At 68.5% G+C, this 19,547-nt stretch carries 18 protein-coding genes; 9 read left to right on the top strand and 9 right to left on the bottom strand.

From position 1 onward, the window contains the following. Nucleotides 1-21 precede the first annotated feature (21 nt). Both BN1056_RS02675 and BN1056_RS02670 read right to left on the bottom strand, forming a co-directional pair. Complete coding sequence (locus BN1056_RS02675; RefSeq protein ID WP_210578842.1) at nucleotides 22-1,059, bottom strand: LacI family DNA-binding transcriptional regulator; 1,038 nt, start codon at nucleotides 1,057-1,059, stop codon at nucleotides 22-24. Nucleotides 1,060-1,113: 54 nt separating this feature from the next. Further along, a complete protein-coding gene (locus tag BN1056_RS02670) occupies nucleotides 1,114-2,112 on the bottom strand; it encodes an acetylxylan esterase (RefSeq protein ID WP_210578839.1) in 999 nt (332 codons plus the stop codon). A gap of 156 nt (nucleotides 2,113-2,268) precedes the next feature. Between BN1056_RS02670 and BN1056_RS02665 the strand changes: the two genes are divergently transcribed. From BN1056_RS02665 to BN1056_RS02645, 5 genes are all read left to right on the top strand, one after another. After that, on the top strand, nucleotides 2,269-3,591 hold the full coding sequence (locus BN1056_RS02665; protein ID WP_210578837.1) for an ABC transporter substrate-binding protein: 1,323 nt from the start codon (nucleotides 2,269-2,271) through the stop codon (nucleotides 3,589-3,591). A gap of 93 nt (nucleotides 3,592-3,684) precedes the next feature. Then, nucleotides 3,685-4,671, top strand: coding sequence for a carbohydrate ABC transporter permease (locus tag BN1056_RS02660; RefSeq protein WP_210578835.1), 987 nt, complete (start codon nucleotides 3,685-3,687; stop codon nucleotides 4,669-4,671). Further along, nucleotides 4,668-5,576 carry a carbohydrate ABC transporter permease gene (locus tag BN1056_RS02655; RefSeq protein WP_210578832.1) on the top strand — a complete coding sequence of 303 codons (909 nt, stop codon included), beginning with the start codon at nucleotides 4,668-4,670 and terminating at the stop codon, nucleotides 5,574-5,576. The genes BN1056_RS02660 and BN1056_RS02655 overlap by 4 nt, the downstream gene beginning before the upstream one ends. 39 nt (nucleotides 5,577-5,615) lie before the next feature. Then, nucleotides 5,616-7,979, top strand: a complete 2,364-nt coding sequence (locus tag BN1056_RS02650) for a beta-glucosidase (protein ID WP_210578830.1) — start codon at nucleotides 5,616-5,618, stop codon at nucleotides 7,977-7,979. A gap of 27 nt (nucleotides 7,980-8,006) precedes the next feature. Then, complete coding sequence (locus tag BN1056_RS02645; protein ID WP_210578828.1) at nucleotides 8,007-9,293, top strand: endo-1,4-beta-xylanase; 1,287 nt, start codon at nucleotides 8,007-8,009, stop codon at nucleotides 9,291-9,293. 65 nt (nucleotides 9,294-9,358) lie between these two features. Here BN1056_RS02645 and BN1056_RS02640 read toward each other — a convergent pair whose 3' ends face one another. Continuing rightward, nucleotides 9,359-10,027, bottom strand: coding sequence for a potassium channel family protein (locus tag BN1056_RS02640; protein WP_210578824.1), 669 nt, complete (start codon nucleotides 10,025-10,027; stop codon nucleotides 9,359-9,361). A 243-nt stretch (nucleotides 10,028-10,270) separates the two neighbouring features. After that, entirely contained in the window at nucleotides 10,271-11,443 is a 1,173-nt protein-coding gene (locus BN1056_RS02635) for an alpha/beta fold hydrolase (RefSeq protein ID WP_210578822.1), read from the bottom strand. A gap of 143 nt (nucleotides 11,444-11,586) precedes the next feature. Between BN1056_RS02635 and BN1056_RS02630 the strand changes: the two genes are divergently transcribed. Continuing rightward, nucleotides 11,587-12,279 (top strand): TetR/AcrR family transcriptional regulator, encoded by a 693-nt coding sequence (locus tag BN1056_RS02630; RefSeq protein WP_210578819.1) that lies wholly within the window; start codon nucleotides 11,587-11,589, stop codon nucleotides 12,277-12,279. Here BN1056_RS02630 and BN1056_RS02625 read toward each other — a convergent pair. Continuing rightward, nucleotides 12,269-13,726, bottom strand: coding sequence for a TrkH family potassium uptake protein (locus BN1056_RS02625; RefSeq protein ID WP_425306094.1), 1,458 nt, complete (start codon nucleotides 13,724-13,726; stop codon nucleotides 12,269-12,271). The two genes, BN1056_RS02630 and BN1056_RS02625, sit on opposite strands and share 11 nt — an antisense overlap. Nucleotides 13,727-14,109: 383 nt before the next feature. On the opposite strand from BN1056_RS02625, the gene BN1056_RS02620 reads away from it, so the two are divergent. The 3 genes from BN1056_RS02620 (at nucleotide 14,110) to BN1056_RS02610 (ending at nucleotide 15,664) form a co-directional block, all read left to right on the top strand. Continuing rightward, nucleotides 14,110-14,352 (top strand): helix-turn-helix domain-containing protein, encoded by a 243-nt coding sequence (locus BN1056_RS02620; protein ID WP_073327603.1) that lies wholly within the window; start codon nucleotides 14,110-14,112, stop codon nucleotides 14,350-14,352. Between the two features lie 125 nt (nucleotides 14,353-14,477). After that, nucleotides 14,478-14,576 carry a 30S ribosomal protein bS22 gene (locus tag BN1056_RS02615; protein ID WP_003792170.1) on the top strand — a complete coding sequence of 33 codons (99 nt, stop codon included), beginning with the start codon at nucleotides 14,478-14,480 and terminating at the stop codon, nucleotides 14,574-14,576. A gap of 68 nt (nucleotides 14,577-14,644) precedes the next feature. Continuing rightward, nucleotides 14,645-15,664, top strand: coding sequence for a LacI family DNA-binding transcriptional regulator (locus BN1056_RS02610; protein WP_108966180.1), 1,020 nt, complete (start codon nucleotides 14,645-14,647; stop codon nucleotides 15,662-15,664). Nucleotides 15,665-15,731: 67 nt separating this feature from the next. On the opposite strand, the gene BN1056_RS02605 is transcribed toward BN1056_RS02610, so the two are convergent. From BN1056_RS02605 to BN1056_RS02590, 4 genes are read right to left on the bottom strand one after another with little or no spacing between them, the layout of a single operon-like run. Further along, nucleotides 15,732-16,397, bottom strand: coding sequence for a YesL family protein (locus BN1056_RS02605; RefSeq protein ID WP_210578814.1), 666 nt, complete (start codon nucleotides 16,395-16,397; stop codon nucleotides 15,732-15,734). Further along, nucleotides 16,394-17,683, bottom strand: coding sequence for an arabinan endo-1,5-alpha-L-arabinosidase (locus BN1056_RS02600; protein WP_210578812.1), 1,290 nt, complete (start codon nucleotides 17,681-17,683; stop codon nucleotides 16,394-16,396). Before BN1056_RS02600 ends, BN1056_RS02605 begins: the two co-directional genes overlap by 4 nt. 5 nt (nucleotides 17,684-17,688) lie before the next feature. After that, the gene (locus BN1056_RS02595) at nucleotides 17,689-18,567 is read right to left on the bottom strand and encodes a carbohydrate ABC transporter permease (RefSeq protein ID WP_210578809.1); all 879 of its coding nucleotides are present in this window, start codon (nucleotides 18,565-18,567) and stop codon (nucleotides 17,689-17,691) included. Between the two features lie 7 nt (nucleotides 18,568-18,574). After that, nucleotides 18,575-19,516, bottom strand: coding sequence for a carbohydrate ABC transporter permease (locus BN1056_RS02590; protein WP_210578807.1), 942 nt, complete (start codon nucleotides 19,514-19,516; stop codon nucleotides 18,575-18,577). Nucleotides 19,517-19,547: the final 31 nt, after the last annotated feature.

Below are 19,547 nucleotides of genomic sequence, written 5' to 3'. Positions count from 1 at the left end.
GCGGTGGCAAGCAGGGCAGCGCTACCGGGGCGGCGTCGCGGAGTCGCGGATGACCAGGCGGGTGCTCAGCCGCAGGGGCGTGGTGGTCAGCATGGGGCGGCCGTGGTGATTGTCCACGATCATGCGGACCGCCTCCTGTCCCATGCGGAACAGCGGCTGACGTACCGTCGTCAGCCGCGGCGCCGCCCAGCCGGCCATTTCCGTGTCGTCGAAGCCGACCACGCTGAAGTCCTCCGGGATGCGCAGCCCGGCCTCCCGGACCGCCTCGTAGATGCCCAGGGCGGTGGTGTCCGAGGCGGCGAAGACCGCGGTCGGGCGCTCGTCCTCCGGCAGCCGCAGCAGCCGGCGCCCCTGCTGCAGGCCGGTTTCATAGGTGAAGGGGCCGGAGGAGATCAGGTTTGCGTGTACGGGCAGCGAGTGCATCTGCAGCGCGGACAGGTACCCCTGGTGGCGTTCGCGCGCGGGCACCGAGTCTTCCGGGCCGCCGACCAGGGCGATGCGCTCGTGGCCGAGCCCAATCAGGTACTCGGTGGCGTCCACGCCCCCGTTCCAGTTGGTCGCGCCGATGGAGGCGATGCCGCGCTCCTGCTCGCCGGAGGGGTCGATCATCACCAAGGGCAGGCCGATGCGCCTGGCACTGGCGTGCTGCTCGCGGGTGAGCGGTGAGGTCAGCACGATCAGGCCGAGGTAGTCGGTGGCCTTCAGTAGTGTGAACCACTCCGGTTCGAAGGGCACCGGGTGCGCGCGCTCGGCCGGGGTGGGCGTGTAGGTGGTGTGCAGGGCGACCCCGGCGTCGAGCGCGGCGGTCGCGGCCCCCTTGAGCACTTCAATGGTGTAGGCGGTGGCGAGGTCGTCGGAGACGATCGCGATCGGCGGGTAGGTGCGGGCCGGCGTCGTCTCCGGGCGCACGTAGCCCAGATCCTCGCTGGCGGCCAGGACGCGCTCCCGTGTCGCCGCAGACACGTCAGCGCGGTTGTTCAGCGCCTTGGAGGCGGCCGACTTGGAAACGCCGGCCGCCGCAGCGACGTCGTCCAGGGTCACTCGCTGCCGAGATTCCACGTCTTCTCCCCTCAGGACCCGCCGGGCCCGTGTGCTTCCAGGAGGTTAACAGGACTATTCGAGGTTCTGATGCAGTGCGGCGAGCCAGGCCACCTGCTCGCGCCACTGGTACGACTCGCCGCCCTCGTGCCCGTTGAAGGGGTAGACGCGGATCTCCGGGCGCGCCGGTGCCGGGCCGGCCGCCTGCCCCCATCGGTTGCGGGCGGCGAAGACGGTCGACGGCGGGCAGGTGGTGTCCATCAGCCCGGTGGAGAACAGGGCCGGGCAGGTCGCCCGCGCGCCCAGCAGCGCACCGTCAAAGTAGGCGAGTGTGCGGCGCACCTGTTCCACCTCGTCGCGGTGCACGGCCAGGTAGCCGGCGATATCGGCATAGGGCGGGTCATCTGTCAGTCCGACCGCGCGGGTAAGCGCGCACATGAATGGCACGTTCGGCATGGCGGCAATGACGCGGTGGTTCAGGCCCGCCGCGGCCAGCGTGAGTCCGCCGCCCTGCGAGACGCCGGTGACGGCAATGCGGGAGGCGTCCACTTCCGGCAGGACCGCGGCGGCTTCGACGGCGTGGTGGGCGTCCACGAACAGCCGCCGGTACAGGTACTCCTCGGGTGACTGCAGTCCGTGCGTGGCGAAGCCGGCCGCGGCCGGGCCCGTGCCGTGCGGGTCCGGCGTATCACCCCCGGAGCCCCAGTGCGAGCCCTGGCCGCGGGTGTCCATCACCAGGTGGGCGTAGCCGGCGGCCGCCCAGGCCAGGTTGTCCTGCGGCAGACCGCGGCCCCCGCCCATGCCGAGGAACTCGACGACGGCGGGCAGCGGTCCGGACTGGTCGGCCGGGGCGATCAGCCAGGCGCGGATGGGGTCTCCGGCGTAACCGCCGAAGGTGACGTCCTGGACCCGGTGGGTGCGCAGCGGCGTCGTCACGGGGGCGGCGCTGACGCTGGCCGGATCGAAGGGGTTGTGTGCGAGCGTGCGTGCCCAGAAGGCGTCGAAGTCTTCCGGCTCGGGCAGATCGGGGGAGTAGTCCTCCAGTTCCGACGGCGGCAGGTCGAAGTAGGCCATGGCGGCTCCTTGGGGTGCGTGTGAAGGGGCGGTTGGAGGTCGGTGAGGACCGTGGTTGACAGAATAATGTGTGCCGCTATACTAAATGCGTCAGACGGATTCGCGAAATATTTCGGTCAGCCCGATCGGACGCGTCCGTATCTGGAGGTTTCAAAGATGAAGCTCAGCGCTCACAACCCCCATCCCGGCCGTTCCCGTCGCCGCCGCGCGGCGGGACTGATGGCCGGTGTCCTGACCGCATCGCTAGCCTTGGCAGCCTGTGGCGGCGGCACCGGAGGAGGCGGGGATGACAACACCCTCACCCTGTGGCACAACGCCACCACGGGGCCCGGCTCGGAGTATTGGGAGACCATTGCCGCCGACTTCGAGGCATCCCACGAGGGTGTCACGGTGGAGGTTCAGGCCATTCAGAATGAGGACCTGGACGGCAAGCTGCAGACCGCACAGAACGCCGGCGAGGGGCCCGATGTCTTCCTCACTCGCGGCGGCGGCAAGCTGCGCGACATGGTCGACGCCGGACTCATCCTCGACATCTCGGACAAGATCGACGACTCCGTGGCGGCGGACGTCCCCGAGGGTGCCTTCTCCGCCTACACGATCGATGACGGCATCTACGCCATGCCCACCTCGCTGCAGCCCGGTGGCATCTACTACTCCAAGGACCTGTTCGACGCCGCCGGCATCACCGAGACGCCCACCACCATGGAGGAGCTGTCCGACGCCGTCGCCAAGCTCAAGGACTCCGGCACCTCCCCGATCGCCCTGGGGGCCAAGGATGCCTGGCCGGCCGCCCACTGGTACTACTTCTTCGCCCTGCGCGAGTGCAGCCAGGACGTGCTTGAGTCCTCAATGTCCGAGCTGGACTTCTCCGACCAGTGCTGGGTCGACGCCGGCGACGACCTGGCGGAATTCGCCGCCACCGAGCCCTTCAACAGCGGCTTCCTAACCACCTCCGCACAGCAGGGCGCCGGCTCGTCCGCGGGCATGGTGGCCAACCACCAGGCCGCCATGGAACTCATGGGCACCTGGAACGTCGGCGTCATCGCCTCGCTTACCCCGGACGAGCAGCCGCTGCCCGACCTGCGTTGGTTCCCCTTCCCGGCCGTAGAGGGCGGCGAGGGCGACCCCACCGCCATCATGGGCGGCGTAGACGGCTACGCCTGCTCCTCCACCGCCCCGGAAGAACTGTGCGCCGAGTTCCTCAACTTCTTCATGAGTGAGGAGAAGCAGGAGGCCTACGCCGACGCCTTCGAGACCATCCCCGTCAACGAGAAGGCGCAGGACGTCGTCACCCAGGAGGCACTGCTGCCGCAGGTGGAGGCCAACAACGACGCCGCCTACTCCCAGGTGTGGCTGGACACCTCCCTGGGACAGAACATCGGCAACGCGCTCAACGTCGCCGTGGTCGACATGCTGGCCGGTAAGGGTGACCCCCAGGGCATCGTCGATGCGATGACCGCGGCCGCCGCCAAGGAGTAAGCCCTCCTCTTTCCGCTCCAACCACCAGGCCGCGGCGCGCCCAGAAGCGTGCTCTGGGTGCGCCGCGGCCAACGCATGAAACGAGACCCTCACATGACAGCTGCAACCGCTACGCTGCCCGCCGGTACGGCGGAACAGGGCAAGCAGCGGGGCCGGAAACGGCGGAGCCCCAACGCCCTGTCCTGGCGGGACCGTATGGAGATCACGGCCCTGTCCGCCCCCGCCGTCATCCTGTTCATCACCTTCGTCATCCTGCCGGTGATCATGGCCGCCTACTACGGCTTCTTCAAGTGGAAGGGCTTCGGCGTCCCCACCAACTTCGTCGGCTTCGACAACTATCGCACCATCCTCACCGACCCCGAGTTCCACAACGTGCTGCGCCACAACGCCATCGTTGTGGTCGGCTCACTCGCCCTGCAGGGGCCCTTCGCCCTGCTGCTGGCGCTGCTGCTGAACAAGAAGATGCGTGGGCAGTCGCTGATCCGCGTGCTGATCTTCATCCCCTACGTCATTTCCGAGGTTATCGCCGGCACCGCCTGGGGCCTGATCCTGCAGACCGACGGCGCCATGAACGGACTGCTGCGCAAGCTCGGGCTCAGCGGCCTCGTCAACGACTGGATCTCCGACCCCAAGACCGCCCTGACCGTCCTGCTGTTCATCCTCACCTGGAAGTACGCCGGCTTCGCCGTCATCATCTTCCTGGCCGGTATGCAGGGCATTCCCGAGGAACTGACCGAGGCCGCCAAGGTTGATGGCGCCTCCTACTGGCAGATCCAGCGCAAGATCACCATTCCGCTGCTAGGCCCGACCATGCGCATGTGGGGCTTCCTGTCGATCATCGGTTCCCTACAGCTGTTCGACCTGGTCTACATCATCTGGGGCCAGTACATCTCCTCCACCGCGGGTACTTCCACGATGGCGACCTACATGGTGGTCAACGGGCGTATGAGCGGCAACTACGGCTACGGGAACGCCGTCGCCGTCGTGCTGTTCTTGATCTCCCTGGTGATCGCCCTGACCTATCAACGATTCGTCCTGCGCCGTGACACCGAGGGCGCACTGACCGGGAGCAGCCGATGACCGCCGCCGCATCCTCCATCAAGCCTCTCGACCCCGCCGCGCCCGCGCCGGCCAGTGCGCGCCGCCGCGTCCGCTCCGCCAAGGTCAAGCCCGCCTGGGCCAGCCCCGTGGTCTACCTGGTGGCCGCGCTGGTGATTGCGGCCCTGCTCGCCCCGGTCGCCTACGTGATCCTCGGCGGCTTCCGCAACAACTCGCAGATCACTTCCGATCCCGCCGGCCTGCCCGATCCCTGGGTGGTCGACAACTACCGCGTGGTGCTGACCTCCTCCGGATTCTGGCAGCAGGTCGGCAACTCCACCATCACCGCCGCCTGCGCCACCATCGGTACCGTGACGCTCGGGCTCATGGTCAGCTTCGTGATCGCGCGCTACCCCTTCAAGGGCGGCAACGCCCTGTACATGCTGTTCGCGGCCGGGCTCATGTTCCCCATGACCGTGGCCATCACACCCCTGTACATCCTGATCAAGAACCTGGGCATGATGAACTCCCTGGCCGGCATCATCATCCCCGGCATCGCCTTCGCCCTGCCACAGACCGTCATCATTCTGGTGCCCTTCCTGCGGGCCATCCCGAAGGAGCTGGAGGAGGCCGCCTCCCTGGACGGCTGCGGGCGCATGGGCTTCTTCTGGCGGGTGGTCGTACCCCTGTCCGCGCCCGGCGTGGTCACCACCGGCATCCTCACCTTCGTCGGTTCCTGGAACTCCTACATGCTGCCGCTGTTCATCCTGACCGACCACGCCAAGTACACCCTCCCGCTGGGGGTCCAGGCCTTCGCCTCCGAGCACTCGGTCAACACCGCGCAGGTCCTGGCCTTCACCTCCCTGTCCATGATCCCCGCCCTCGTGGTCTTCAGCCTGTTCGAGCGGCGCATCGTCGGCGGCCTGACCGGCGCCGTCAAGGGCTGACCAAGGCCGACCGCCAACCACCGCAACCTGGAGCCAACCGTGAACACCTGGAACGACACCTCCCTGCCTGCCGACCAGCGGGCCGCAGCCCTGCTTTCGGTCATGAGCCGACAGGAGAAGATCCACCAGCTCGCCTCCTTCTGGGAGCGCGACGAGGAAGAGACCGTGCCCGCACCGGAGCCGGTCGACGTCGGTGACGACGACGAGGCGGCCGCATCCGAGACCGCTCACCAAGTCGCCCCCATGGAGGACGCGTTCAAGGTCGGACGCAAGGGCTGGGAGGAGAGCGTCGACGGCGGATTGGGTCACCTGACCCGCATCTACGGCACGGACCCCGTCAGCGTCGCCGACGGAGCGGCCAAGCTGGCGCGCCTGCAACGCGACGTGATCTCCCGCAACGCCTTCGGCATCCCGGCCATCGCTCACGAGGAGTGCCTGACCGGTTTCACGGCGCTGGGGGCGACCGTATACCCGGCCGCCATCGCCTGGGGCGCCACCTGGCGGCCCGCACTCGTGGAACAGATGGCCGGCCGCATCGGGGCAGACCTGCACGCCGTCGGCGTGCATCAGGGCCTGGCCCCGCTGCTCGACGTCGTGCGCGACTACCGGTGGGGGCGCGTGGAGGAGACCTGCGGGGAGGACCCGTACCTGGTGGGCACGCTCGGCACCGCCTACGTGCGCGGCCTGCAGGCCCAGGGAGTGCACGCCACCCTCAAGCACTTCGTCGCCTACCCGGCCTCAAAGGCCGGCCGCAATCACGCCCCGGTGTCCATGGGCCAGCGCGAACTGGAGGACGTCATGCTGCCGCCCTTCGAAATGGCGGTACGCGAGGGCGGCGTCGCCAGCGTCATGAACTCATACTCCGACATCGACGGCGAACCGGTGGCCGCCTCCCACCACCTGCTCACGCAGGTTCTGCGCGAGCGCTGGGGCTTCACCGGCACCGTCGTCTCCGACTACTGGTCGGTGCGCTTCCTCCAGGCCATGCACCACGTAGCCGGTGACTACGCCCACGCCGCCGCGCTGGCGGTACGCGCCGGGCTGGACGTGGAACTGCCGGAGACCACTTGCTACTCCCACCTCGAGGCGGCGCTGGACGCCGGCCTGCTCACCGAGGCCGAACTCGACACTGCCGTCGTCCGGGTCCTGACCCAGAAGGCCCGGCTGGGCCTGCTCGACGCCGACTGGGAGCCGACCGCCGGCGTCGATGCGGGCCGCGACCTCGACTCTCCCGGCAACCGGGCGGTGGCCCGCGCCCTGGCGGAGGAGTCGGTGATTCTGCTGAAGAACGACGGCGTGCTGCCGCTCGCCCCCGACGCGAGCCTGGCCGTGTCCGGGCCGGTGTGGGAGGACGTGCGCTCCTTCCTGGGCTGCTACTCCTTCCCCAACCACGTGCTCAGCCGCGACGGCGGCCGCACCACCGGGCTGGAGATCCGCGACCTGCCCGACGCGCTGCGCGCCGCCCGCCCCGGTGGGGCCACCTTCCACCGGGGTGTCGGCTTCATCGACGGGCGCGCCGATGACTTCGGTGCCGCCGTCGACGCCGCCGCGGCCGCTGACGTGGCCGTGGTCACTCTCGGTGACATCGCCGGGCTCTTCGGCGGGGGCACCTCCGGGGAGGGCTGCGACGTCGTCGACCTGGGCCTGCCCGGACGCCAGGGGGAGCTGCTGGAGGCGGTGCTGGCAACCGGCACCCCAACCGTGCTGGTGCTGGTCACCGGGCGCCCCTACGCGCTGGGGGAGTATGCCGACCGCTGCGCCGCCATCGTGCAGGCCTTCATGCCGGGCGTGGAGGGCGCCGACGCCATCGCCGGCGTGCTCACCGGCACGATCAACCCCTCCGGGCGGCTGCCCGTCGCCATTCCCAATGGTCGCGGCGGCCAGCCGGGCACCTACCTGGCGGCGCCGCTCGCCTGGCACGCCGACGGCATCTCCAACCTGGACCCCACCCCGCTGTACCCCTTCGGCTACGGGCTCAGCTACTCGACCTTCGCCCTCACCGACCCCGCCGTCTCCGCCACCCGGATGGACGAGGACGGCCAGGTCGACTACACGGTCACGATCACCAACACCTCCGACCGCGCCGGCGCCGAGGTCGTCCAGTTGTACCTGTCCGACCCGGTGGCCGAGGTGGTGCGCCCGCTGAAGACCCTCATCGGCTTCGCCAAGGTAGACCTGGAGGCGGGGGAGTCCAAGCGGGTCACCTTCACCGTGCACGCCGACCGCACCTCCTTCACCGGCGTCGACTATCGGCGCATTGTCGAACCCGGTCAGATCCTGCTCGCCGCCGGCACCAGCAGCGAGGACCGGCTGGAGGAGCTCGCCGTCGAAATCACCGGGCAGCGCCGCGTGGTCGGTGAGGGCCGCGTGCTCACCACACCCGTATCCGTCACGTCCGCCTGAACCGACCGCCCGGAGGAAGGCCGCCTCATGCAAAGCGTCAACACCGTGGCCGTTCCACAGGGCCTGCGCCACCGCCTGGCCGAAACGGTCCTCACCGTGACCGGCCCTGACGGGGCGCCGCTGGCGGACACGGACGTCGTCGTCGAGCAGACCCGGCACGAGCTGGGAATCGGCAATATCGGCTTCGACTTCGTGGCCGTTGCCAACGGGGAGAACTCCAATGCGGACAGCCTGTTCGGCGGGGCCCGGCCGGAACTGGCGCAGGCGCTGACGGAGCGCTTCTTCGACCTGTTCAACGTCGCCACGCTGCCCTTCTACTGGCGCTCATTCGAGCCGGAGGAGGGGCATCCGTGCACCGAGCGGCTGGCGAATGCGGCCCGCTGGATCCGCGCCCACGGAGCCGACGTCAAGGGACACCCGCTGGCCTGGCACACGCTCGCCCCGCAGTGGCTGCTGGGACGCGACCCGGAGGAGGTCGAGCGGGTGCTGCGCGCCCGCATCACCCGTGAGGCGACTGGCTTCCGCAGCCTGGTGGACACCTGGGACGCCATCAACGAGGTGGTGATCATGCCGGAGTTCACCGCCGAGGACAACGCCATCACCCCTCTGGCACGCAGGCTCGGTCGGGTGGGGATGGTGCGGCTCGCCTTCGAGACGGCCCGCGCCGCCAACCCCGACGCCTTCCTGCTGCTCAACGACTTCAACATGAGTGAGAAGTACGCCCACCTGATCGAGGACTGCCTGGAGGCGGGGGTGAGGATCGACGCGATCGGCCTGCAGTCGCACATGCACCAGGGGTACTGGGGCGAGGAGCGCACCCAGGAGGTGCTCGAGCGCTTCAGCCGCTTCGGCCTGCCGCTGCACTTCACCGAGACCACGCTGGTCTCCGGCCACCTCATGCCGCCCGGGATCGTGGACCTGAACGACTACCAGATCCCGCACTGGCCCAGCACCCCGGAGGGGGAGGAACGTCAGGCCGACGAGATCCGCCGCCACTACACCACGCTCGCCTCCCACCCCGCCGTAGCGGCGATCACCTATTGGGGCTTCACCGACGATGGGGCCTGGCTGGGCGCGCCGGTCGGCTTCGCCCGCGCCGACGGCACCTTGAAGCCCAGCTACGCGGCCCTGCACGACCTAGTCAAGGGCCAGTGGTGGACGCCGCCGACGACGGTGCGCACCGACGCCGAGGGGCGGCTGCGCCTGTCCGGCTTCCGCGGCACCTATCGGGTTACTGCCGCCGACCGCAGTGGCGAGGTGAAGCTCGATGCGGCGGCGGACCAGGCGGGGACGAGTGTCACCCTGCGGAAATAGGACGCCCTCGTCGTGCGGATAGGAAGGTAGAGACCGATCCGCACGACGACGGGTAAGCGAGCGACTCAGCCGCGGTTGGCGAAGCGCTCCAGGAGCATGGCGTCCCCACCGACCACGAGCACGTCGTCGGGGGAGACCAGGGTGGCGGGGGTCGCGTACTCGAAGGGCTCGCCCGGGCTCATCAGACCGAAGACGGTCACCCCGTAGCGGGAGCGGATCTTGGACTCGCCGATGGTGAAGCCGTGCAGTTCGGCGGGCGGGCGCATCTTGACGATGGTGAAGCCGCCCTTCTCCATCTCGATGTAGTCCAGCATGCGGCCGGATACCAAGTGGGCGGCGCGCTGCCCGGCATCGAACTCCGGGTAGACCACGTGGTGGGCGCCGATGCGCCGCAGGATGCGGCCGTGCGCGCGGGAGACGGCCTTCGCCCAGATCTGCGGGGTCTCCAGGTCCACCAGGTTGCCGGTGATCAGCACACTGGCCTCTAGGGAGGTGGCCACGCCCACCACCGCGGTGCCGAACTCGGTGGCGCCCAGCTGCTCCAGGGCCTCCATGTCGGTTGCGTCCGCCTCCACCAGCGGGATGCGTCCGGTCCACTGGCGCACGATGACGGGATCCCGCTCGACGGCGAGGACCTCCCTGCCCAGGCGGTCCAGAGTGGCGGCCATGGCCGAGCCGAAGCGGCCGAGCCCGATCACCAGGGTCGAGTCGTTGTAGGCGGAGCGGTCAGGCATGAGTCCTCGTGGCGGTGCGGGTCCGGACGGATTAGTTGTGGGTCCGGACGGATACTGTGCCCAACGGTAGTCCCCTCCCACCGAGGTCGGTTGAAGTTACGTGCCGAGGTCGGTTGTTGTTACGTGCTGAGTTCGGTTGAAATGGCGCGGCGGCCACGGATCCTGCGTATCGGGGGTACGGGCGCCGGCGAAACGGCGCCCGCCCCATCGCGCCCCAGCCCGCAAGAACCCCTACGCGATCCGTCAGTCCCGGTGCAGCAACGGCTCCTCCCAGGCCAGGATGGTGCGCACCGCCAGTCCCAGGTTGCCAACCTGGCAATGAGCGGCGCAGCCCTCGGCGTCGTTGAATACGCGCGTGGTGACCGACCGGGCACCCGTGAGTGCACGCGCCTGCCGGTTCAGCTGGGGCAGGGGTACGTAGTGGTCGCGCCGGCCGGCGAGCAGAAGTACGTCCCCTCGCACCTGCTCGGACACCTCACGGGTCCGTAGCCGCCCGGCGAAGCGCAGGAACTGCGCCGGGGACTTCGAGCTGGTGACTCGCATCCCCTGTTCCAGGCCCCACTGGACGACGGGCCGCCTACTTGCCAGCGCGAGCAGCCCGTCCACCAGAACACCTGGCAGCCCGGAGAGCGCCCGTCCCACGTGCGGCGGTACGGGGGCCACCTGCTGCATGAGGACGTCGAGGAAGTCGTTCATCACATCCCAAGCCACCACCCGCTTGGCCCGTCGTTCAAAGGCTGCTGCCCGGATCACGAGCTCGCCGCCCAGGGAGAGGCCGACCAGAGTCACATCGCTTAAGTCGAAGTGATCCAGAACCGCCGACACCGGCCGCTCCCATTCCGCCACGAGTGGCACCCCCTGTTCCTCCAGCACGCCGCCCTGGCCGGGCCCGTCGAACGCGATCACGCGGTGCCCCCGCCGGGCCACGGCGTCCAGCAGTGGGAACCACTCCTCGATATAGGAGTCGAAGCCGCCGAACACCACCCAAGTGCTGTGGGGCTCCTCGCCCGGGCCGAGTCCCCGGGCCGGCAGGTCGTATGCGGCCAGAACGGCGCCGTCGCAGGGGACGCCGACGGGATAACGGCTGAAGCGGTGGCGCATGAAGTCCACAAAGCGCTCCCGGATGGGGAATCGACGCGGGTCGTCGCCGCTCATGAAGAACTGGGCGGCGCGCTCATAGACGACGGCGTCGAAGTCCCTGCCCGCGGTCCGGGCGCCGCGCGCCAGGTGCAGGTACGCCCCGACCCAGCCGGCATTGGTGCGTGGCAGCGGCGTCAGTGCGCTGATCTCGTCGATCGCGTGGGGGCCGATCAACTCCGCCCAGCGCAGCGCCTGGAAGGCGTGGTCGGTCGCGGCCGGGAGCGCCCGCGCACCCAGGGGTGGGGCGTCAAGGTCGAATGCGTGGGAAGTGTTCAACAGCTCTCCTAATGAAACCGTACGTTGTTGTTTGACGCGGGATGCTAGTAGACGCCGGAATCCAAGTCAAAACGATCGTTGTTGTATGTGGTGGGGTTGATCGTGAGGGCGGGGCGCGTATCGGCGCGCCATATCCTGTCCCCATGCCTCGCGTCACTCAGTCCTACCGGGATCGCCAGACCGCCCGAATCGTGGCGGCGGCGGAGGTCTGCTTCGCCCGCCGCGGCTTCGACGGCGCCTCCATGGACGAGATCATCGCCGAGGCCGGCATGTCCTCCGCCACCGTCTACCGCTACTTTCCGCAGGGCAAGGAGTCCCTGATCCGGGCGGTCCTCGGGCAGGCGACCGACCCCGTGGTGGATTGGATGGCGGGGCTGTCTGTCGGTGAGGAGCTCCCGCCGTTCGAGTCCGCCTTCGTCGACGCCGTTGAACAGGCCTGGAGATACAAAGCCTCGGTCGGTGCCGACTCGGAGGGAGGCGTCCGCGCCGACGCCGGGGCGGAGGACGGCGGGCGCACGGTGGCCCCCGCCGCCCTTCAGGCGGCCATCTGGGCGGAGCTGGTGCGCCAACCGGATCTGCGCGCCGCCAATGCCGAGAGCTACGCCCGGGTGCGTTCCGAGACCGCCCGCATCCTCGGGCGCTGGCAGGCCCGAGGCGACGTCGCCGGGCATCTCGATCCGGAGGCAGCGGCCGCCGTCGTGCACCATGCCGCCATGGGCCTGCTGGTGCGGAGAATCGTCGTCGGCGAGCCCGGCTGGCACGACGACGTCGTCGCCACTGCGCGCGCACTGGCCGGCATGCTGGGGGCTGAGCGGGCTGTGCGCCTCAGCCGATGAGAGGCCGCTCGGCGGGCATGCGGATCACCCGGCGGCGCTCGCGCAACGCCAGGGCGGAGGCCGCGGTCATGGTGCCCACGCGGCCGATGAACATCAGCACGATGATCACGTACTTGGCGCCGTGCGGCAGGATGGGGGTGATGCCGGTGGACAGCCCCACGGTGGCGAAGGCGCTGATCACCTCGAACAGAATGCGGTCCAGGGTCAGGTCGGTTAGCTGCAGCAGCAGCAGGGACGCCACGCCGACGATGCTCGCCCCGATGAATGCCACGGCCACGCTCAGTCTCACCGTGGACAGGGTGATGCGTCGGCCGAAGGCCTCGATGTCCTGGTCTCCGCGCGCCTCGGCCAGAATCGCCAGCACCAGCACCGCGAAGGTGGACACCTTGATGCCGCCGGCCGTCGACGCCGAGCCGCCGCCCACGAACATGAGCGCGTCCTGCAGCAGCCAGGTGGACTCGTGCATGTGCTCCGGTGCGATCGTCGACAGCCCGGAGGAGCGGGCGTTGACGGAGTTGATCAGCGCAGTCAGGATCTTCCCACCTGTGGGCAGCGCTCCATAGGTATTGGGGTTGTTCCACTCGAAGGCGCCGATGGCTACGGCGGAGAACAGGCTGAGGCCGGTGTAGGTGGTCAGGGTCAGTTTGCTGTGCAGGGTCAGCTGCCGGGGACGCCGGCGATGGCGCACGACGTCACGGATCACCGGGAAGCCGATGGCGCCCAGGAAGGTGCCCAGCACGATCGGCAGCCCCACCCACCAGTCGCTGGCATAGGGGGCGAGGCCCTCCGGCATGACCACGAATCCGGCGTTGTTGAAGATCGACAGCGCCATGAAGAACGCGTACCAGGCGGCGTGGCCGAGGTCGAGCCCCAGGGTGAGGAAGCGGGGCAGTAGCACCGCCATGAGCACGGCCTCGACGCCGAAGGCCGTGTAGGCGACGGCGCGCAGCAGCGACATGACGTCGCCCAGACCGGCCATGTTCTCCGAGGCGGCGAGCATGCGCTGCGTCAGCCCCAGGTGGCGGGACACAGCGAAGGACAGCAGCGAGGCCAGCGTCATGATGCCCAGGCCGCCGATGGCGGCACCGACAATGATGACGAGCTGGCCGAAGGGGGACCAGTAGGAGGCCGTATCCACGGTGGTCAAGCCCGTAACGCACACGGCCGACGTCGCGGTGAACAGGGCGTCCACGAAGGGAGCGCGCGTGCCGCTCGCGGTGGCGATCGGCAGGCTGAGCAGGGCGGCGATCCCGGCGACAATGACGGCGAAGACGGTGACCGCCAAGCGCGCCGGGGAGAAACGGGCGATGCGGTCAAAGCGGCTGCGCAGTCCCAGGCGCGCCAGCAGGCCGCGGATACCGTCGGCGTCCTCCTGGGCGGTCAGCTGCCGGGCGAGCTCATCCGGGGCGGTCGGCCGGCTGGGATCCAGGGGCTCGGCCGTCCCCATCAACCCTGCATCCGCCGTATGCGTGTGCCAGCCGCCTAGGCGGTCCGCATCGCGCGCGACGCCGACGCGTCCGGCCCGGGCTTCCCGGCCCTGCGCGGACGACGACGGCGAGTGGCTGGCTCCGGAGTCGGGACTTGCGGAAGAGGACACGGGGCCATTGTGGGCCATGGCGGCCCGTCCCGGACAGAAGCCGGGCGGTCGCCCCCGCCGTCGGTGCGACAAATGTGTGAGATGCGGCGCCCGTGACAAATGGGGGAGGAAACATCCTGTGCGACAGTTGAGACACAGGTTATATTGGTGTTGTTTCAGACCGCGCCGACGTCGTGCACCGCCTCGACACCCTCGCGCGTCCACTCCGACCTGACGACAGGACACCAATAGCCATGGCATCGGGCACCTCGACACCACCCAGCGCCTCGGGCGCCCCCAGCTTCCTTACCGTGGCGGAGGTGGCGGCCATGCTGCGCGTGTCGAAGATGACCGTCTACCGCATGGTCCACTCCGGTGACCTGCCCGCCATGCAGGTCGGACGCTCCTTCCGTGTTCCCGAGCGCGCGGTCCAGGAGTACCTCGCCGCCGGGCTGGGTGACTGGGGACACGAGGACTCCGCCTCAACCGGCTCCTGATAGCCGCTACAATCCCTTAGTCACAGTGTGGTCGGACCCGGTTCGCCTGTCCGACGTCTGGTCGCCAGCTGTCGGCGGGCAAGCCCGCGTGTGCAGGCCGGCACGAACAACAACAAGGAGCCTCAATGGGATCTGTTATCAAGAAGCGCCGCAAGCGCATGGCCAAGAAGAAGCACCGCAAGCTGCTGCGTAAGACGCGTCACCAGCGTCGCAACAAGAAGTGAAGTCACCTGTGCCCGGGGCCTGTTCCCCGGGCACACACGTACCCAGCCGTACCGCCTAGGAGCACCACATGGCCGTGACCATGCATGACGTCGCCCGTCTGGCTGGGGTCTCGGTCAAGACCGTCTCAAACGTCGTCAACGACTACCCGCACGTGCGTGAGTCCACACGCACCAAAGTCCTCGATGCCATCGACAAGCTCGGCTACAAGGTCAACCAGTCGGCGCGCAACCTGCGCCGCGGTTCCACCGGGCTCGTCTGCCTGGCAGTCCCCGAGCTGAAACTCGCCTACTTCGCGGAACTCGCCGACGCGGTAATCGCCGCCGCCGAGAAGTACAACCGCACGGTACTGATTGAGCAGACGAACTCCGATAGGGAGCGCGAGCTGCGGGTACTGCACGACTCTCGCCGCCATCTGTTTGACGGACTGCTGTTCAGCCCGCTCGAGCTGGGGCAGGATGACATCGCCCAGTTCCACGTCGACTACCCGCTGGTACTGCTGGGGGAGCGTGTTTTTGGCGCGCCCGCAGACCACGTGACCATGGCGAACACCGAGGCGGCGTACCAGGCCACCACACACCTGCTGGGCCTGGGGCGCAGGCGGATCGCGCTGATCGGTGCGCATGCGGGCGAGGTCGTCGGCTCGGCCGGACTGCGCGAGGCCGGCTACCGGCAGGCGCATGCGCAGGCCGGACTCGTGGTGGACGAGCGGTTGGTGCGCGAGGCGGGCCTGTGGCATCGGGCCAGCGGGGCGGAGGCCACGCGGAGGCTGATCTCAGACGGTGTCCCGTTTGATGCGATTTTCGCGCTCAATGACGCCATGGCCATTGGTGTGCTGCACGAGCTCGCGGTCGCGGGCATTCGGGTTCCGGAAGATGTGTCGGTGATCGGCTTCGACAACGTCGAGGACGGCCAGTACACCCAGCCTTCGCTGAGCACTATCGATCCCGGTCCGGGCTGGATCGCTCAGCGCGCCGTCGCCCTGTTGGTTGAGCGGATCGAAGAGCAGCAGGCCGGTCGCCCGCCCGTTCCCTACCGCAACGAGGTGGCTCCCTTCCGGCTCGTTCAGCGACAGTCGACGGCGTTGTAGCGCAGACGCGCCCTTGCGGCCCGCGCGCACCGCGTGCTCAGCGCGCTGCGGCGGGATTCGGCTGCGGCTACGCGGACGGATCGACAAGCACCCCGGTGCGCAGCAGCCGCTCGCGGGTAAGCAGCGTCATCGCCGTCAGCGGGAGGCTTACGCCGACCAGGACCTCCAACAGCGGCCAGCACCAGGCCGCCGCCCCGGCGGCCGCAGCCGTGACCACCAGGCCAATGGTTGTAAGCGGTGAGGCTACGGCGACCCCCGCCGCCCGCCGTAGCGTCTCCCGCGCCCCGAGGTCGTCCGTGGCGCCGAGCAGTGGGATGGCGTAGCACGCCACCACGACGCACATGATGCAGATGACGATGACGGGTATTAACAGTGCCACCAGCGCTCCGCGGGCGTGAGACAGGATGCCCAGGTCGACGCCGCCCAGCAGTGTCACGGTGACCAGCGGCGCCCCGACGCCCGCTGCAGGGCGGAAGGAGTCCCGGTAGATTCGCCAGAAGTCGCGCCACAGATGCATGGAGGGATCGCGGCGGCTGCGCCGTGCAAGCTCGTGCACGGCGCAGCCGGCGGGAAGCGCGCCGCACACCACCAGTCCGGCGAGAAGACCGAGCCACCACAGGATGTTCAGCGCCACGAGCTGGGTGGCCACGCGCAGCCAGCCCATGACGGTGCCGCCCCAACCCGGCAGGTCGATGTCGGCGTCGTCGACCGGCTGCATACGGCGTTGTCTCATTCCGCCCGGACTCCCAGCACGACCTCGTCGCCCGACAGCCCCGCGAAGGCGGTGGAGGCCCGGGTACGCCAGACGACGGCGTCGACGGCGGTGCCATCGACCTCCAGCGTGGCCCGGACGCCGCCCTGTTCCGCGGGTGTCGGGAGCAGGGCCCCCAGGCGCACCGCGCCCACGGACGGCCTTGCGGGGCGCGTGGATTCGGCGTCCATCCGCCACACCTGCCAAGGGCCGTCGAGGTCGGTGCCCTCCAGCGGCAGCAGGGGGAGCGCGTCGTATTCGACGGGGCTCACCACCGGCCAGCCGGCGGATGTCAGCGCCATGCGGCGCAGCTGCGCCCGGTGGCGCTCGGGATCGGCGCCCGTGCGGACGTGATGGACCAGGAGCATGCCGTCCGGGGTAACCAGGTGATTGGAATGCCCAGGAGCCAGCTCCGTCTCGCCCGCGGTTGTCACCAGAGAGCCGAGGATCTTGGTGCCGCCGTCCACCACGTCGCCCTCCCGGGAGCCCAGGCGGCGACCGGCGGCATCGAGGAACGGGCCCTCGGGGTGCTCGGAACGCGCGACCCTGATGTTGTAGGTGTCGAACAGCGAGTCGAATGAACACACCAGCAGATAGCGCCCGGTCTCCGCGTCGTACCACATGTGCGATCCCTCAATGGGGCCGTTGTGCGCGGTGGTGCGCCGACCGACCGATACGCCCAGGTCGCCCGGCCGGCGGGGCAGACCCCGCTCATCCAGGGCGAGCAGCCGCAATCCCCCGAAGAAGGAACCATAGAGCATCAGGTCCGTTCCCTCTGCGGTGCGTACGACGGCGGCATCGATGGCGTTGACAGGATCCTCTGCGCGCGTGCGCACCACCGGGCCCAGATCCGTCCAGGGGCCTTCCAGGCTCCCGGACACCGCCAGGTTTATGCACGAGCGCCGTGAGCCGAAGGTGGAGGCGGAGTAGTACATGCGGTACTCGCCCTCGCGCTCGACGACGTCGGGTGCCCAGATGCCCTGCGCCCCCGACCACCGCTCGGCCGAGGCCGGCACGCCGTCGAAGGCATGACCCACCCACTGCCAGTGCACCAGGTCGTCGGAGCGGCGGACCTGCACGCCGACCCCGGGCGATCCCGCGACTTCGGTGTCCGTGGAGAACATGTAGTAACGGCCGTCGCGAGCGCGGATGACCGTGGGGTCGTGAGCGCCCCAGGGGCCGGGGTCGGCTCCGGGGCCGGGCGTGTTGGCGCTCTCTGGCGCCGCGTTCGGCGAGGCGACCGGGCGGGGTCGTGGGTTACTGCCCATGGGCCTCATGCCTTCGTTCCGGTCAGTGCGACGGACTCAATGATCTGCCGCTGGAAGACCAGGAAGATCACGAAGATCGGCAGCAGCGCGACGATGGAGGCGGCCATGATCAACGGGTAGTCGGACTGGATGGCGTAGTTGGAGTTGAAATTGGCGATCACCAGCTGCAGCGTCAGCTTCTCGGGGCTGTTGAGGTAGATCGTCGGCGCGAGGTAGTCGTTCCACACGCCCATGAACCACAAGATGAATTGGGCGGCTATGGCGGGACGGATCAGCGGCAGGATCATGCGGAAGAAGATCTGCGGGAAGGAGGCCCCGTCAACCCGGGCCGCCTCAATCAGCGAGTCCGGGGTGGAGGTCAGGTACTGGCGCAGGAAGAAGATCATCATGATGTTGCCGAACATGCCGGGCACGATCAGCGGCAACAGGGTGTCCACCCAACCGATACGAGAGAACATCATGAACTGCGGGATCATGAGCGTCGGGAAGGGAATCATCATCCCGGACAGCAGCAGCAGGAACAATCCGTTCTTCCCGGGCAGCCGCATCTTGGCGAAGGCGAATGCGGCCAGTGCCGAGACGAAGGAACCGACGATCGTCACCGACAGGGAGACGACAAGGCTGTTCTTGATGCCGCTGGCCAGTGGTCCCTCGGTCCAAATGCGCAGGTAGGTGTCCCAGTGCGCCGGGCTGGGGATCCACTCCGGCGGGAGCGCGAAGACGCCTTCCTTGTCCTTCAGCGAGGTGGTGAACATCCACAGCAGCGGAGCGACCATGATGACCGCTCCGATCGCCAGCAGGATGGTGATCCAGATATTGGTGATGGTGTAGCGGGTCTTGGCCTTCATGGGGGTCCGGCTACGGGTCTGCTTGAGAATCTGCATGGTCGCCTCACTCGACGCTGAACGCGTTGCGCGCGTTCATGCGCATCTGGATCGCCGTGATGATGAAGATGAGCACCCCTAGCACGAGCGCCATCGAGGTTGCGTAGCCCATCTGCAGGTTCTTGAATGCCTTCTGCCAGATGTACCAGACGATGGTTGCGGCGGAGTACTCGGGGCCGCCAGTGGGGGTCATGATGTTGATTTCGGTGAACATCTGGGAGCCGTTGATGATGTTGGTGACGATCAAGAAGAAGGTCACGGGACGCACCATAGGCAGCGTGATCGAGATGAACTTGCGCAGCGACCCGGCGCCGTCGAGTTCGGCCGCCTCGTACAGCGACTTAGGTACCGACTGGATGGCGGCCAGGTACAGCAGCATGGAGTAGCCCAGGCCCTTCCAGACGGACATGATGATGATCGCCGGTTTAACCGTTGCGGTGTCTTGGAGCCAGTTTGGGCCCTGGATTCCGAAGATGTGCAGCACCTGGTTGACCAGGCCATAGTCACCGTTGTAGGCCCACTGCCACAGAATGGCGATGGCCGCGAGCGAGGAGATCACCGGAATGTAGTAGACCGTGCGGAAGAAGGTCCGCCCCGGCAGTTTCCGGCTCAGAGCCATGGCCAGCAGCAGCGACAGGACCAGGCCGATCGGGATGCCCAACATGTAGAAGAACGTGTTGAACAGCGTCTTGCGGAAGTAGGGGTCGGAGGCGATGGCGATGAAGTTGTTCAGCCCGATGAAGCGAGGGGCGGACAGGCCGTTCCATGAAGTGAACGAGGCGTAGATGGAATAGCCCAGTGGAAAGAGAGTGAACAGCAGGAAGCCGATCACGGGGGCGGCGACGAAGACCGCCGCCCAGCGGTGCTCACTGCGGTGCAGTGTGGACTTGCGCTGCGGCGCGACGGCCGCCGCGACCGGCCGTGGGGGCGCGGTTTTGGTAAGGGACATGGTGCAAACTCCGGGTTGGCGCTGAGGCGGG

This window comes from Actinomyces succiniciruminis (assembly GCF_900002405.1).
Lineage (GTDB): Bacteria > Actinomycetota > Actinomycetes > Actinomycetales > Actinomycetaceae > Actinomyces > Actinomyces succiniciruminis.
This window is presented reverse-complemented; position numbering and strand designations above follow the sequence as displayed.